The 15,004-nt window shown below is 24.7% G+C and carries 16 protein-coding genes; 9 read left to right on the top strand and 7 right to left on the bottom strand.

The features are described 5' to 3' along the window. Positions 1 to 32 precede the first annotated feature (32 nt). Positions 33 to 257 (bottom strand): 50S ribosomal protein L28, encoded by a 225-nt coding sequence (gene rpmB / locus KEC37_RS00150; protein WP_223138658.1) that lies wholly within the window; start codon positions 255 to 257, stop codon positions 33 to 35. A 132-nt stretch (positions 258 to 389) separates the two neighbouring features. On the opposite strand from rpmB, the gene dut reads away from it, so the two are divergent. Continuing rightward, on the top strand, positions 390 to 851 hold the full coding sequence (dut, locus tag KEC37_RS00145) for a dUTP diphosphatase (RefSeq protein ID WP_223138875.1): 462 nt from the start codon (positions 390 to 392) through the stop codon (positions 849 to 851). Positions 852 to 855: 4 nt separating this feature from the next. Here the strand turns inward: dut and pfkA are convergent, their stop codons facing one another. Beyond that, positions 856 to 1,821: a 6-phosphofructokinase gene (gene pfkA / locus KEC37_RS00140; protein ID WP_223138657.1), complete on the bottom strand. Its 966-nt coding sequence runs from the start codon at positions 1,819 to 1,821 to the stop codon at positions 856 to 858. Positions 1,822 to 1,983: 162 nt separating this feature from the next. On the opposite strand from pfkA, the gene guaA reads away from it, so the two are divergent. Beyond that, positions 1,984 to 3,558, top strand: coding sequence for a glutamine-hydrolyzing GMP synthase (guaA, locus tag KEC37_RS00135; RefSeq protein ID WP_223139619.1), 1,575 nt, complete (start codon positions 1,984 to 1,986; stop codon positions 3,556 to 3,558). Positions 3,559 to 3,567: 9 nt separating this feature from the next. Here guaA and KEC37_RS00130 read toward each other — a convergent pair whose 3' ends face one another. From KEC37_RS00130 to KEC37_RS00110, 5 genes are all read right to left on the bottom strand, one after another. Then, positions 3,568 to 4,344: a symmetrical bis(5'-nucleosyl)-tetraphosphatase gene (locus tag KEC37_RS00130; protein WP_223139618.1), complete on the bottom strand. Its 777-nt coding sequence runs from the start codon at positions 4,342 to 4,344 to the stop codon at positions 3,568 to 3,570. Positions 4,345 to 4,408: 64 nt separating this feature from the next. Further along, positions 4,409 to 5,212 carry a 16S rRNA (adenine(1518)-N(6)/adenine(1519)-N(6))-dimethyltransferase RsmA gene (gene rsmA, locus KEC37_RS00125; protein ID WP_223139617.1) on the bottom strand — a complete coding sequence of 268 codons (804 nt, stop codon included), beginning with the start codon at positions 5,210 to 5,212 and terminating at the stop codon, positions 4,409 to 4,411. Beyond that, positions 5,190 to 6,224: a 4-hydroxythreonine-4-phosphate dehydrogenase PdxA gene (pdxA, locus tag KEC37_RS00120; protein WP_223139616.1), complete on the bottom strand. Its 1,035-nt coding sequence runs from the start codon at positions 6,222 to 6,224 to the stop codon at positions 5,190 to 5,192. Before pdxA ends, rsmA begins: the two co-directional genes overlap by 23 nt. Next, complete coding sequence (locus KEC37_RS00115; protein ID WP_223139615.1) at positions 6,196 to 7,458, bottom strand: peptidylprolyl isomerase; 1,263 nt, start codon at positions 7,456 to 7,458, stop codon at positions 6,196 to 6,198. The genes pdxA and KEC37_RS00115 overlap by 29 nt, the downstream gene beginning before the upstream one ends. Then, positions 7,458 to 9,476 (bottom strand): LptA/OstA family protein, encoded by a 2,019-nt coding sequence (locus KEC37_RS00110; RefSeq protein ID WP_223139614.1) that lies wholly within the window; start codon positions 9,474 to 9,476, stop codon positions 7,458 to 7,460. The genes KEC37_RS00115 and KEC37_RS00110 overlap by 1 nt, the downstream gene beginning before the upstream one ends. 42 nt (positions 9,477 to 9,518) lie before the next feature. Between KEC37_RS00110 and tusD the strand changes: the two genes are divergently transcribed. From tusD to tuf, 7 genes are all read left to right on the top strand, one after another. Then, positions 9,519 to 9,890 (top strand): sulfurtransferase complex subunit TusD, encoded by a 372-nt coding sequence (gene tusD, locus KEC37_RS00105; RefSeq protein WP_223139613.1) that lies wholly within the window; start codon positions 9,519 to 9,521, stop codon positions 9,888 to 9,890. Positions 9,891 to 9,902: 12 nt separating this feature from the next. Continuing rightward, on the top strand, positions 9,903 to 10,265 hold the full coding sequence (gene tusC / locus KEC37_RS00100) for a sulfurtransferase complex subunit TusC (protein ID WP_223139612.1): 363 nt from the start codon (positions 9,903 to 9,905) through the stop codon (positions 10,263 to 10,265). Positions 10,266 to 10,279: 14 nt separating this feature from the next. After that, entirely contained in the window at positions 10,280 to 10,567 is a 288-nt protein-coding gene (gene tusB, locus KEC37_RS00095) for a sulfurtransferase complex subunit TusB (protein WP_223139611.1), read from the top strand. Positions 10,568 to 10,676: 109 nt separating this feature from the next. Continuing rightward, entirely contained in the window at positions 10,677 to 11,051 is a 375-nt protein-coding gene (gene rpsL / locus KEC37_RS00090; protein WP_223138647.1) for a 30S ribosomal protein S12, read from the top strand. 57 nt (positions 11,052 to 11,108) lie between these two features. Continuing rightward, complete coding sequence (rpsG, locus tag KEC37_RS00085; protein ID WP_223138646.1) at positions 11,109 to 11,579, top strand: 30S ribosomal protein S7; 471 nt, start codon at positions 11,109 to 11,111, stop codon at positions 11,577 to 11,579. A gap of 13 nt (positions 11,580 to 11,592) precedes the next feature. After that, positions 11,593 to 13,719, top strand: coding sequence for an elongation factor G (gene fusA / locus KEC37_RS00080; RefSeq protein WP_223139610.1), 2,127 nt, complete (start codon positions 11,593 to 11,595; stop codon positions 13,717 to 13,719). 33 nt (positions 13,720 to 13,752) lie between these two features. Then, positions 13,753 to 14,937: an elongation factor Tu gene (gene tuf / locus KEC37_RS00075; RefSeq protein WP_223138644.1), complete on the top strand. Its 1,185-nt coding sequence runs from the start codon at positions 13,753 to 13,755 to the stop codon at positions 14,935 to 14,937. Positions 14,938 to 15,004 lie beyond the last annotated feature (67 nt).

The raw sequence follows: 15,004 nt of genomic DNA, 5'->3' as shown, positions 1-15,004 counted from the left end.
AAAAATATAGAATATGTAAACATTCTTGTTAATTATATTTTTACTTTTTTATATAAAAATTCTTCGATCCCTTTTTTATCTATTATTTTAATAGCTTTAGAAGAAACACGAAGCTTAATAAAACGTTTTTCACTAGGAATCCAAAAACGATGATAATGTAAATTAGGGAAAAAATAACGTTTATTTGCATTCATAGCATGAGATCGATGATTGCCAGTTATCGTACGTTTTCTAGTAATTTTACAAATCTGAGACATAGATTTTCCTCTTTATAAAAAAATTTTTGATAGTATTATATCATCTATAAGTTTTCATATGAATGAAAATTGACTATAAATAGTATTTAGTATATAATTATTTATATAGAAGTAGATATAATTTAATTAATACTGATGAAAAAAATTAATATTAAAATTTTAGATAAAAGAATAGGAAAAACAATTCCTATACCGACTTATATAACAGTAGGTTCAGCTGGATTAGATTTATGTGCTTGTATAGATTCTTCTATACTTCTTCTTCCTAAAAAAGATGTATTAATTACTACAGGATTAGCTATATATATACAAGATACTAAATTAGCTGGAATATTATTACCTAGATCTGGTTTAGGACATAAACATGGAATTATATTAGGTAATTCTGTTGGTTTAATTGATTCAGATTATCAAGGTCAAATTTTTATTTCTCTTTGGAATCGTAGTACTCAACCTTTTAAAATTAATCCTGGAGATAGAATAGCTCAATTAGTATTAATAAAAATAGAACAAGTAAGTTTGAATATAATTGAAGATTTTAAAGAAATTAGTAAACGTGGAGAAGGTGGTTTTTGTCATTCAGGTTTAAATTAAAAATTTAAAAAAGTCTTTTTGCCATTTCAAACATTTCAGATTGAAATGGTTTTTTTCTATTTGTATCTAGGATAAGTTTAATATCATGATGAACTAATTTTTCATTTTGTATCCCTATACAATGATTCTTATATCCACGCATTAATAAATCAATAGAATATGCTCCCATTCTTGACGCTAATATACGATCATAAGCAACAGGTGCTCCACCTCTTTGAATATGACCTAATACTGTCGCTCTTGTTTCTCTTCCAGTTTTTTTTTCAATATATTGTGCTAATTCTGTAACATTACAAATATGTTCAGTAATTGCTATTATTGCATGTTTTTTTCCTTTAATAATTCCTGCTTTAATTTCAAGTACTAAATCATCTGGTTTAAATTCAACTTCAGGAATAACAATAAATTCACAACCGCCTGCAATTGCCGCTGCCATAGTTAAATCACCTCTATTACGTCCCATAACTTCAACAATAGATATACGTTGATGAGAGGTAGATGTATCACGTAATCGATCTATTGCTTCAATTATAGTTTCTAATGCAGTAAAATAACCAATAGTATAATCAGTACCTGTAACATCATTATCTATTGTACCTGGTAAACTAATACAAGGAAAACCCATTTTAGTTATATAATAAGCTCCTATATAAGTTCCTTCTCCTCCAATAACAATTAAGGCATCAAGTTGATAGTCTTGCATATTACGAATAGCAATAGATCGAATATATTCTTTATTAAATTCCGGAAATCGTGCGGATCCAAGAAAGGTACCACCACGATTAATTACATCTGATACACTATATCTATCAAGTTTTTTTATTTTAGAATAAAATAGACCAAGATATCCATCATAAATACCATAAACTTCTAATCCTTTTGAAAGTCCAGTTCGAACAACCCCTCTAATAGCAGCATTCATTCCTGGAGAATCGCCCCCACTTGTTAAGACTCCAACTTTTTTAATCATAGAAGTTCACTCATTAATAAATTTTAATATTAATATAATTTATTATTTATATTATAAATTACTATATACTATATTTTATACTATATTTATAATTTAAATTGATATATTAATATATATAGATTATATTTATTTTCTCTAAATATATATAATTAAAAAAAGAATATGATTATTATAATAGATTTTGGTTCACAATATACTCAATTAATAGCACGTCGTATAAGAGAAATTGGAGTGTATTGTGAAATTTTTTATTGGGATATTCCCAATATACAAGAAAAAATTAATGAATTTAGTCCTAATGGTTTTATTTTATCAGGTAGTGTAGAAAGTTCGACTCAAATAAATAGTCCATATATTTCAGAAAGTATTTTTAGCTCTAAATTACCTATATTAGGTATTTGTTATGGTATGCAAATTTTAGCTTTACAACTTGGTGGTAAAGTCGAAAAATCGAAGTATAGAGAATTTGGAGAAGCAAAATTAGAAATAATAAGAAAAAGTTTACTATTTCCTAATAATATTCAGGATATATTTAATAATAAAGGCAATCCGATTTTTGATGTTTGGATGAGTCATGATGATACAGTAACTTCTATTCCAAAAGGTTTTTCTTTAATTGCTAAAACTCAAATGTGTCCTTTGGCTGTTATAGAACATACAGAAAAAAAGATATATGGTGTACAGTTTCATCCTGAAGTCACTCATACGATAAAAGGTAAAAATATTTTATCTCAATTTGTTTTAGAAATTTGTCAATGTCAAATATCATGGACCCCTCCTAAAATAATAGAAAATTTAATGCAATTTATTTCTAATAAAATAGAGAAAAAAGAACAAGTAATTTTAGGATTATCAGGTGGAATTGATTCTTTAGTAACAGCAATCTTATTAAATAAAATTATTGATAAAAGACTTATTTGTATTTTTATCGATAATGGTTTATTATATACTAATGATACTAAAAAAATTGTAAAAATATTCTCAGAAAAATATAAATTAAATATTAAACATATATTGGCTGAAGATATTTTTCTTCAAAATTTAACTGGAATTTCTGACCCAGAAGAAAAAAGAAAAGTAATTGGAAGAACATTTATTAAGATATTTGAGGAACAAGCACTAAAGTATCCTTATGTAAAATGGTTAGCTCAAGGAACTATTTATTCTGATTTAATTGAATCAGGGATTGAATCTAATTTTTCTTTAAGAAAGAAAAATATTATTAAGTCTCATCATAATGTTGGAGGCTTACCTAAAAATATGAAAATGCAATTAATTGAACCTTTAAAAAATTTATTTAAAGATGAAGTGAGAAAAATTGGGTTAGATTTAGGGTTACCATATGATGTTGTTTATCAACATCCATTTCCAGGACCTGGTATTGGTATTAGAATTATTGGTGAAATTAAAAAAGAATATTGTGATATATTACGTCATGTTGATAGAATTTTTATTGAAGAATTGAAAAATGCTAATTTATATTCTAAAATAGGACAAGCTTTTTCTATATTTTTACCAGTTCGATCAGTTGGAATTATGGGTGATGAAAGAAAATATAATTGGGTAGTAGCATTACGTGCAGTAGATACTACTGATTTTATGACAGCCAAAGTTGTTAAACTTCCTTATGATTTTTTAAGTTATGTTTCTAATCGTATTATTAATGAGGTACGATCTATTTCTCGTATTGTTTATGATATTACTAGTAAGCCACCATCTACTATTGAATGGGAATAATTTTATTAATTATTTATTCTTAATACCAGATACACGAAATATTTTTTTATCTTCCCATCTTAACATAGTTAAATATCCACCCCAACAACATCCAGTATCTAACCCATATATACCAGATGGTAATCCTCGACCCATTAAAGCAGACCAATGACCAAAAATAATATTATATTTTTTTCTTATTGGTCCATAGAAATTAAACCAAGGAGAGGATAAAAAACTATAGGAATTTTTTCTTTCTATTTTTTGATGATATTCACGATTTATATCGAGTTTACCATCTGAAAAACAATAGCGTATTTTAGTAAATACTTGAATATTGAAATTTAACTCATTGAGTGTTGTGTTATTTTTTTTATTATAGATGGATTTAATAAAATTTTTAAAATTATTACCACGAAGTTGTAATTCAATATCATGAGCATATTGGATTACATTATTAATATTCCATTGAGGTATAACACCAGCATGAACCATAAATATTTTACGTTCTTCATCAATTTGAATTAAAGATTGATGACGTAACCAATGAACTAAATATCTAATTTTATCTATATTAGAACAATAATTATTCTTAATAAATTGTATATCATGATTACCTAATACGATTTTAGTACTTTTTCCTAAACTATGTATGAAACTTAATACTTCTATTGAATTAGGTCCTTTATGAACTAAATCACCAGTTAACCAAATAGTATCCATTAATGGATTAAATTTAACTTTATCTAATAGATTTTCTAATTGTTTATAACATCCATGAACATCTCCAATAAAATAAGTAGACATATTGTTAAATAATAAAATGAAGTAATTGAAAATTATTTTAATCTTTAATATTTAAATATACAATCTATAATTCTAGTAAATTAGCTAATTGACAATATAATTTAATATTTAAATTTTCTGCACGTAAATTAGTATTTATTCCCATATTTTCTAATTGTTGTATATTAAATAGTTTAGATAAACTATTACGAATCTTTTTTCTACGTTGACTAAATGTTAATCTAGTAATCATAGATAAATTAGATAAATTTTTTACCATATAAGGTTGATTTATATGAGGTTTAAGATAAATTAACATGGAGGATACTTTAGGTATTGGTTTAAATAATTCAGGTGATATTTCAATCATTGATTGAGTAGAACAAAAATATTGTGTTATTATACTTATTCTTCCATAATCTTTACTATTTGGAGAAGCTATTAAACGTTTTACTAATTCTTTTTGTAAAACAAAATGCATATCCTCAATATAGGAAATATMTTGAAATAGATGTAATAAAAAAGAAGTAGATATATTATAAGGTAAATTACCAATTAAACGAATTTTTTGACCTAATTTTTTAGATAAATTAGAATAATTTATTTTTATTGCATTTCCTTTGATAATATTTAACTTTTTATTAAAAAACGGATTATTTAATAAATAATCCGTAATTTCTTCATCTATTTCAATAACAGTCATAGAGGAGACATATTTGGAAATATATTTGGTTAATGCTCCAAAACCTGGACCAATCTCTACTATTTTTTGATCAAATTGAGGATTAATAATCGAAACAATACTATTAATAGTAGTATTATCAATTAAAAAATGCTGTCCAAAATATTTTTTTATTTTGTGATTTTTATAAAAAATCGAATGGTCCATTATTATTTATAATATTTATAGTAAATTTAAGTGCCATTTCTAAACTATCAACTTCTGCTAGTCCTGTTCCAGCTAAATCTAAAGCAGTTCCATGAGCTACAGAAGTACGAATAAAAGGAAGTCCTAGAGTAATATTAATTGTTTGTTTAAATCCTTTATATTTAATAATAGGTAATCCCTGATCATGATACATTGCTAATATAACATCAGCATCTTTTGTATATTTTTTTAAAAATATGGTATCAGCTGATAAAGGACCAAATAAATGATATCCTTTAGATCGTAATGTATTAATTACTGGAATAATAATATTAATTTCTTCTTTTCCAATATAACCACAATCTCCAGCATGAGGATTTAAACCACAAATATATATTTTAGGATTTAAAAAATTAAATTTTATTTTTAACTCATTTTCTAAAATTACTATAGTTTCATATAAATATTCATATGTAATATATTTTGTAATTTTAGATAAGGGTATATGTGTAGTTACTAAAGCTATACGTAAATCTTTATTAGCTAACATCATAACTACATGATTTATATTTGCTTTTTTTGCTAAAAATTCAGTATGACCAGGAAATTTTATTCCACTTTTATTAATAATACCTTTATGTACCGGACCGGTAATTAATGCATTAAATTCATTATTAATACAACCATGACATGCACGAATTAAAGTCTCTATTACATATTGACTATTTTTTACATTTAATTTACCAGAAATAACTTGTTCTTTAGTTTTAATAGGTAAAACTACTATTTCTTTTGCTGGATGTAATATAATTGGTCTATTAGGTTTATAAAAATTTAATTTAATTGGTAAATTTAATTGTTTTGCTCTTGTTTCTAATGCAATAGGATCGGCACAAACAATTAACTCTACTGGCCATTCTTTTTGAATTAATTTAATGATTAAATCTAATCCAATTCCTGCTGGTTCTCCAGATGTAATAACTATACGTTTATTATTGGATTTATTAGAAGAGTTTAATATAGGTAGATACATATTGTTTATTTGTCCATATTCTAATTCTTTGAGATATTTTATAGTCTAATATTAAACGATAAGCATTATGTATATAAGACGTATCTATATCATCGACTTGACGAATATCAATAAGTTTTAGTATATTCCATACATTATTATAGAATATAGGTATACTTACTTCTCCTTTTTTTAAATTTATTAATACAGAATATATATTAGGATCAATATTTTTAGAAGAGTACCAATTTATATCTTCATTAAATTTAAAATAACCTAAATCTTTAAATAAATTAATAATTTCTATAGAAAAATTTATTTTTCCATTTTTAATTTGATTAACGATATTTTTTAGATAGTTTTCTATTTCTTTTTCTGTTTTACTATTAGAAGAATTTAATATAATCTGTTTAAATCGTACCTCAGTTTTTTTGTTTAATTTTTCATTTCTTATTCCATTAATTTTAAGAATATAAAATCCTGATTGTGATAAAATTGGACCAATAATATCTCCTTCTTGTCTATCTTGCAAATATTCATAAAATATACTAGGTAATTTATTTAATTTAGACCAACCTGTATTGATTATTTTAAAGGAAGTAATATAAATATTTTTAGAACAAATGGAATTAAAATCATTATTATTTTTTCTTAAAAAATCTACTAATAAAAATAGAGTATTTATTTCTTTTTCTAATATTTCTTTATTAAGAGGAATAAAAATATAGTTAATATTAAATTCTATATTTAAATATGTATTATAAAAATATATTTGTTTAGCAATATTATCTACTTCGTTAGATAAAATGGTTAGACGTGAATATATGTTTTTATTACATAAATCAGATAAAATTAAATATTTACGTAAATTATCTCGATAAACTTCGAAATCAATATTTTTTGATATTAAATAATTAAAAAAAGTTTCTCTGTTCGAAAAATGATTAATTATATTATTAATTACATCATTAATTTTTTTTTCACTTATTTTTAATCCTTTTTCTTTTATATATTGTGAAATTAATTGATCTAAAATGATCTGATTTAATAAATCTTTACTTATAATATTTTTATAAAAATGTTTATTTTTATAATAAAATATAGGATTAATATCATTTATTAAATAATGATCTATATCACTTTTTAATATAATGTTGTTATTTATTCTTGCAATAATCCCATCTATAATTCTAGGTTGTGTATAACCATTACAAATTATAAATATTGATACTAATAATATTGTATATTTTATCATTATGACAATGGTATAAATGATGTAAAGATATTATTAGATTTTAATTTATTAATTTTATATAATTCTGGAATTTTTATAGAAAACCAGATTATTTTATTATTAAGTTTATTTGTATGTCTTCTATATCTTGGAATATTTTTTTCATAATTAAGATTAATTTCTAAACAACAACTTTTATATGTTAAATTAGCTAAATAATTAAATAATTTCATTTTATTTAAATTTGGATTTAATTTTTGATAAAGTGACAAACTATTAATAATATCTTTTTGAGTATGAGTAAAAGATGGTATGTTCTCTAATAAATTTTGAGAATTATTCTTTTTATTATATGAATTAAAATTTATTCTTAATATGTAATTTTTATTAATTTGATATTCTAATTGAGTCTTATTAGCTAAATAATTATAATCAGCATTATAAATAATATTATTTCTAATATGAATGTTATTATTAATAAACCAAGAAATGTCATTATTCCAATTTAATAAAAAACTATTATTATAAGGATTAGAAATATAGTATTCTCTACCTATTGAACAAAAAAATTTTTCAATCAATAAATCATTATAAATATAAAAATTTAGTCTACCATTGAATTGATTTATTCTATAATTTTTATTATTAATAAAAATATTTTTTAATATATTATGATATATAAATTTATTACTAATATTTTTATTTTTTAAATAAGGAGTATATGTATATTCTATTTGGGGTTCGAATAAATAATTCATTGTATTAGAGTAAAAAGTATATTTACCAACATTAAATTTTATTTTACTATTTATTTCAAATTTAGGTAAAAATTGATTAATTATTTGATAAGATATTTTATCTTTTTTTAATTTTTTAAAAAAAATAGTATTATTTGTTAATTTATATTCTGTTTGAATATTTCCTTTCTTTAAATTTAATAAAAAATTTAATGTTGGTTCATTTTTTATTTGAAATATATTAGAGAAATAATTATTTAAAATTGGAAATTGAATAATCTGACTACCATATTTAAAACTTAAAAATTTTTTATTATTATTAAAAAAGTTATAATAAGCATAATGTTCTTTATAAGAAAGATTATTCTCTTTCTCATTATAATCCATATAAAAAATCCATTTACCTAATATATTTTTATATTTTAACCATGAATTTTTTATTTCATTATTTTTATAAAAAATAGGAGTATATTTTTTATTTTTCCATATATATTTTATATTTCCTTCTCCTAAAAATTTATTTAAATAATGAAAATTACTTTGAATTTTAAAAAGTCCATAATAATTTATAATCGGAGTGATTATTATATTATCAAAAAATGAAAATGTTAAATAACATGGTAGACTATATTCTAATTTTTTTATATTAGTATAATTAAACATTGGGAAAATACAATTTGTAGAAAAATTTTTTTCTACTGGGATAGTTATATATGGACTATAATATAAAGGTATTTTTCCTATATGAATTAAAGCATTATAAAAATTAATATTATTTTTGTTAAAATTATAAAGACATTTTGATCCAACTATATTCCAACATTTTTTTTCTGATGAACATGAGGTAAAATTATTATTTTTTAACATAATATTTTTTTTAGAACTTTGTTCTATAATAGAAGCAGTTCCTTTTCCGGAATATTTAAGAAATCTATATTCTGCTTTATAAATCTCAATTTTTTGACTATCTAAATTATATAAAATGTGTGAACCTTTAATATTAATAAAATTATTAGAATAATCGATTTCACCTATAGCTGTTAAAACTCTTGTTTTATTTATATATTTTAATTGTATTTTATTAGATTTTAATTGATGTTCTTTATTAAAAATATGAACATTTCCGAAAAAAAATATTTTAGAATGTAACCATGAAATTTTATCTGAAAAGATATATATTTCTGAAGAAATTGTTGTAGATTGTGCTAGTATAGATTTACTAATAAATATCTTAAAAATTATAAATAAAACTATAATACACTTATATTTCAAATTATTTTTGGAATGAAAATTAATTTTCAAATAAATTTTCCTAATGTTATTAAGTATGTATTATAAAAATAAATGAAAATTTTAACTTATTGTATAATGGTAACGGGTGGAGTATATGGAAGTCAACGTTCTATTCATGCTTTACAATTTTCTAAAGCTTTATTAAAAAGACAACATTTAATAAAATCAATATTTTTTTATCAAGAGGGTGTATATAATGCATACCAAATTACGTCTCTAGATCATAATCATATTGATTTATTCAATAATTGGAAAGCATTATCAAAAAAATATCATATTAAATTAAATGTTTGTATTTCTGCGGCTATTCGTAGAGGAATAATAGATAAAAAGAAAAAAGATTGTTATGGAAATTTTATATTTAGTAGTTTAAATACTTTAATAAAAGATGTTTTAATATGTGATCGTTTTATTCAATTTTAATTTATAATTTGTATGAATAGTATAGCTTTTGTTTTTAATCAAGGGTCTTATGGAAATGCTTCTAGTAGAGAGGGAATGGATGTACTCTTAGCTGTATCTTCTATTTATGATAAAATTGGAATATTTTTTATATCTGATGGAATATTATTATTAGTTCCGAATCAAAATCCTCAAAACATTCTATTGTATAATTTTATTAAAGCTTTTAATCTCTTACCGATTTATGGAATTAAAAATATCTATTTATGTAAAAATTCATTAATAAAATATGGTTTAAATCATCATAATATTAAATGGATACTAAATGCTAAAAAAATTTCAGCAAATGTATGGAGAAAAAAAATAGATAAATATGATAAAATATTTTGTTTTTAATAGTTACTAATTAAATGTTATATATATTATATTCCTCTCCTTCTTATTGTGATATAGATTCACTTTTATCTACAACAAATAAAAATGATGATTTAATTTTATTAGGAAATAGTGTTATTATTGGATTAATTAATTCTAAATTTCTATTAAAATTTTTAAAATATCCTATCTCTATTTATGCGTTAGAAGATGATATTATTGCACGTGGATTAAATCAGTATTTTTCAGATAAAATTATTGTTATTCAATATAATGAATTTGTTTTACTTACAGAAAAACATATACATCAAATTTCTTGGTAACGATTTTTACTTATAAATTAAAATTTAAATGATTGACAAATATACTCATTATAATACAATATTATATATCTGACTTAAGTAATATGTAATATAATCCAAAATAAAAAATATGGCAACAATTAATCAACTAGTACGAAAACCTCGATCTAAAAAAATTACTAAAGGAAATGTTCCTGCACTTACTTCATGTCCACAAAAAAGAGGAGTATGTACACGTGTATATACTACTACACCTAAAAAACCAAATTCTGCACTTCGTAAAGTCTGTCGTGTTCGATTGACTAATGGATTTGAAGTGACCTCCTATATAGGAGGAGAAGGGCATAATTTACAAGAACATTCTATAGTTTTAATTAGAGGTGGACGTGTAAAAGATTTACCTGGCGTTCGCTATCATACTGTACGAGGTGCCCTTGATTGTGCTGGTGTAAAAGATAGGAAAAAAGGTCGCTCTAAATATGGAGTAAAAAAAATTAAGAATTAATTTTATAGTATTAAAAAAATATAAATACTAAAAATATTAATAATATGGAGTATTTCTATGTCACGAAGAAGAGTGACTTCGAAACGTCAAATCACACCAGATCCAAAGTTTAGTTCTGAATTAATATCTAAATTTATTAATTTACTTATGATAGATGGAAAAAAATCTATAGCAACTTCTATATTATATCATGCTCTTGATACTGTAAATAATAAAATAAAAAAAGATTCATTAAAAATTTTAGAATTAGCCTTAGATAATGTTCGTCCTATTGTTGAAGTAAAATCAAGAAGAGTAGGAGGAGCTACTTATCAAGTTCCAGTAGAAGTTCCTCCGGTAAGGGGAACTTCATTAGCGATACGTTGGATTATTACATCTGCAAGAAAAAGAAAAGATCATTCTATGAAATTACGTTTAGCACATGAGATAATAGATGCATCTGAAAATAAAGGTGCATCGGTAAAAAAACGGGAAGATATTCATCGTATAGCCGATGCAAATAAAGCATTTGCTCATTATCGTTGGTAAATAAGAGGAATAAATGGCTCGTATCACTCCTATTACACATTATCGTAATATAGGTATTAGTGCCCATATTGATGCTGGAAAAACAACGACTACTGAACGTATTCTATTTTATACCGGTGTAAATCATAAAATTGGTGAAGTTCATCATGGTTCAGCTACTATGGATTGGATGGAACAAGAACAAGAAAGAGGAATTACCATTACATCTGCAGCAACTACTTGTTTTTGGTCTGGTATGGATAATCAGTTTAATAAACATCGAATAAATATTATTGATACACCTGGGCATGTTGATTTTACCATAGAAGTAGAACGTTCTATGCGAATATTAGATGGTGTAGTTATGATATATTGTGCAGTAGGTGGAGTACAACCACAATCTGAAACTGTTTGGCGTCAAGCAAATAAATATAAAGTTCCTCGTATTGCTTTTGTGAATAAAATGGATCGTACAGGTGCAGATTATTTACGTGTAGTTAATCAAATCAAAGAAAAATTAGGTGCAAATCCAGTTCCAATTCATTTAGCAATTGGATCAGAAGAAAATTTTGAAGGTATTATCGATCTTGTTAAAATGAAAGCAATAATTTGGGATGATACAAGTCAAGGTATGATGTTTAAATATGATATCATTCCAAATCATTTAAAAAAATTATCTGATAAATGGCATCAGAATCTAATTGAATCAGCAGTAGAATCTTCAGAAGAAATGATGGAGAAATATTTAAATGGGTATGAATTTACTGAAAATGATATTAAATTAGGATTACGTAAAAGAATTTTAAATAATGAAATTGTAGTAGTAACTTGTGGATCAGCTTTCAAGAATAAAGGGATACAAGCATTATTAGATGCTATTATTGATTATCTTCCTGCTCCTACAGATATTGCATCTATTAATGGGGTATTAGAAGATAAAATTACGAAGGCTACACGTTACTCTAGTGATGAGGAACCATTTTCAGCTTTAGCTTTTAAAGTAGCTACTGATCCTTTTGTTGGAAATTTAACCTTTTTTCGAGTTTATTCAGGAGTAGTAAACTCTGGTGATATAATATTAAATTCTGTTAAGGATAAACGTGAACGTTTTGGTCGTATTGTTCAAATGCATTCTAATAAAAGAGAAGAAATAAAAGAAGTACGTGCAGGTGATATTGCAGCAGCTATTGGACTAAAAGATGTAACAACTGGAGATACACTTTGTGATATAGCAGCACCTATTATATTAGAACGTATAGAATTTCCTGATCCAGTGATATCTGTTGCAGTTGAACCTAAAACAAAAATAGACCAAGAAAAAATGAGTTTTGCTCTGAGTAGATTATCACAAGAAGATCCTTCTTTTCGTGTATGGAATGATGATGAATCTAATCAAACTATTATTGCTGGAATGGGTGAGTTACATCTTGAGATTCTTGTAGATCGTATGCGTCGTGAGTTTAATGTAGAAGCTAATGTAGGTAGACCACAAGTTGCTTATAGGGAAACTATAAGAAAAATTGTTGAACAAGAAGGTAAATTTATTCGTCAATCAGGTGGTCGTGGTCAATTTGGTCATGTTTGGTTACGTATTGAACCTATAAATTCAGAAGAGAATGATAAAAATAATGATAAAAATTATGAATTTTTAAATGAAATTGTAGGAGGAGTGATTCCTAAGGAATATATTTCTGCTATTGATAAAGGAATTCAAGAACAAATAAAAAGTGGAGTATTAGCAAACTATCCAATAGTAAATGTTAGAGTTTCTGTCTTCGATGGCTCATATCATGAAGTAGATTCATCTGAATTAGCATTTAAAATAGCAGCATCTATAGCATTTAAAGAAGGATTTATGCGAGCCAATCCAGTTATCTTAGAACCTATTATGAAAGTGGAGGTTGAAACTCCTGAAAATTATATGGGAGATGTTATTGGTGATTTAAATAGACGTCGTGGTATAATAGAAGGAATGCAAGATTCTATTGGAATGGATAAAATTATTTGTGCAAATGTTCCTTTGTCAGAAATGTTTGGTTATGCTACTGATTTACGTTCAAAAACTCAAGGTCGTGCTTCTTATTCTATGGAATTCTTAAAATATTGTGAAACACCAAATAATATTGCTCAATCTGTTATTGAGTATAGGAAAAATAAATAAAAGTATATTATATTATCAAAAGGAATAAAAATTGTGTCTAAAGAAAAATTTCAACGTACTAAACCACATATTAATGTAGGTACTATTGGACATGTTGATCATGGTAAAACTACTCTTACTGCAGCTATTACTTCTGTTTTAGCTAAAAAATATGGTGGACATGCATGTGCTTTTGATCAAATTGATAATGCCCCAGAAGAAAAGTCACGTGGTATTACTATTAACGCTTCGCATGTGGAATATGATACGGCAGTACGACACTATGCTCATGTAGATTGTCCAGGTCATGCTGATTATATTAAAAATATGATTACTGGTGCTGCACAAATGGATGGTGCTATTTTAGTTGTTGCAGCGACTGATGGTCCTATGCCACAAACTCGTGAACATATTCTTTTAGGTCGACAAGTAGGAGTACCACATATTATTGTTTTTCTAAATAAATGTGATATGGTTGATGATGAAGAACTATTAGAATTAGTGGAAATGGAAGTACGTGAGTTATTATCGCAATATGATTTTCCAGGTGATGATATACCTATTATTAGAGGCTCAGCTTTAAAAGCTTTAGAAGGTGATAAAATATGGGAAGAAAAAATTATAGAATTATCTGAAAAATTAGATTCTTATATTCCTGAACCTAAACGTGATATTGATAAACCTTTTTTATTACCAATTGAAGATGTTTTTTCTATTTCAGGAAGAGGTACAGTAGTAACTGGTAGGATAGAAAGAGGTATAATTAAAGTAGGTGAAGAAATAGAAATTGTTGGTATAAAAGATACAATGAAAACTATTTGTACTGGTGTTGAAATGTTTCGTAAACTTTTAGATGAAGGTCGTGCCGGTGAAAATGTAGGTATACTTTTGAGAGGTACTAAACGTGATGATGTAGAAAGAGGACAAATATTAGCGAAACCAAATTCAATTAAACCTCATATTAGATTTGAATCAGAAGTATATGTATTAAATAAAGATGAAGGTGGACGTCACACTCCTTTTTTTAATGGTTATAGACCTCAATTTTATTTTCGTACTACAGATGTTACTGGTAATATTGAATTACCTAAAAATATAGAGATGGTTATGCCAGGTGATAGTGTAAAAATTAATGTTAATTTACTTTGTCCTGTTGCTATGGATGAAGGATTACGTTTTGCTATTAGAGAAGGTGGACGCACTGTAGGTGCGGGAATTGTCTCTAAAATTATTGAGTAAAATTAAAATATAGAAAGAATAATATATATGCTTCTTATAAATAAGAAGCATATATTAATTTTTTTCT

Source organism: Candidatus Schneideria nysicola (assembly GCF_019923565.1).
GTDB classification, from domain to species: domain Bacteria; phylum Pseudomonadota; class Gammaproteobacteria; order Enterobacterales; family Enterobacteriaceae; genus Schneideria; species Schneideria nysicola.
The sequence above is the reverse complement of the archived record's forward strand: the minus strand, read 5'-3'. Positions and strand labels throughout refer to the sequence as shown.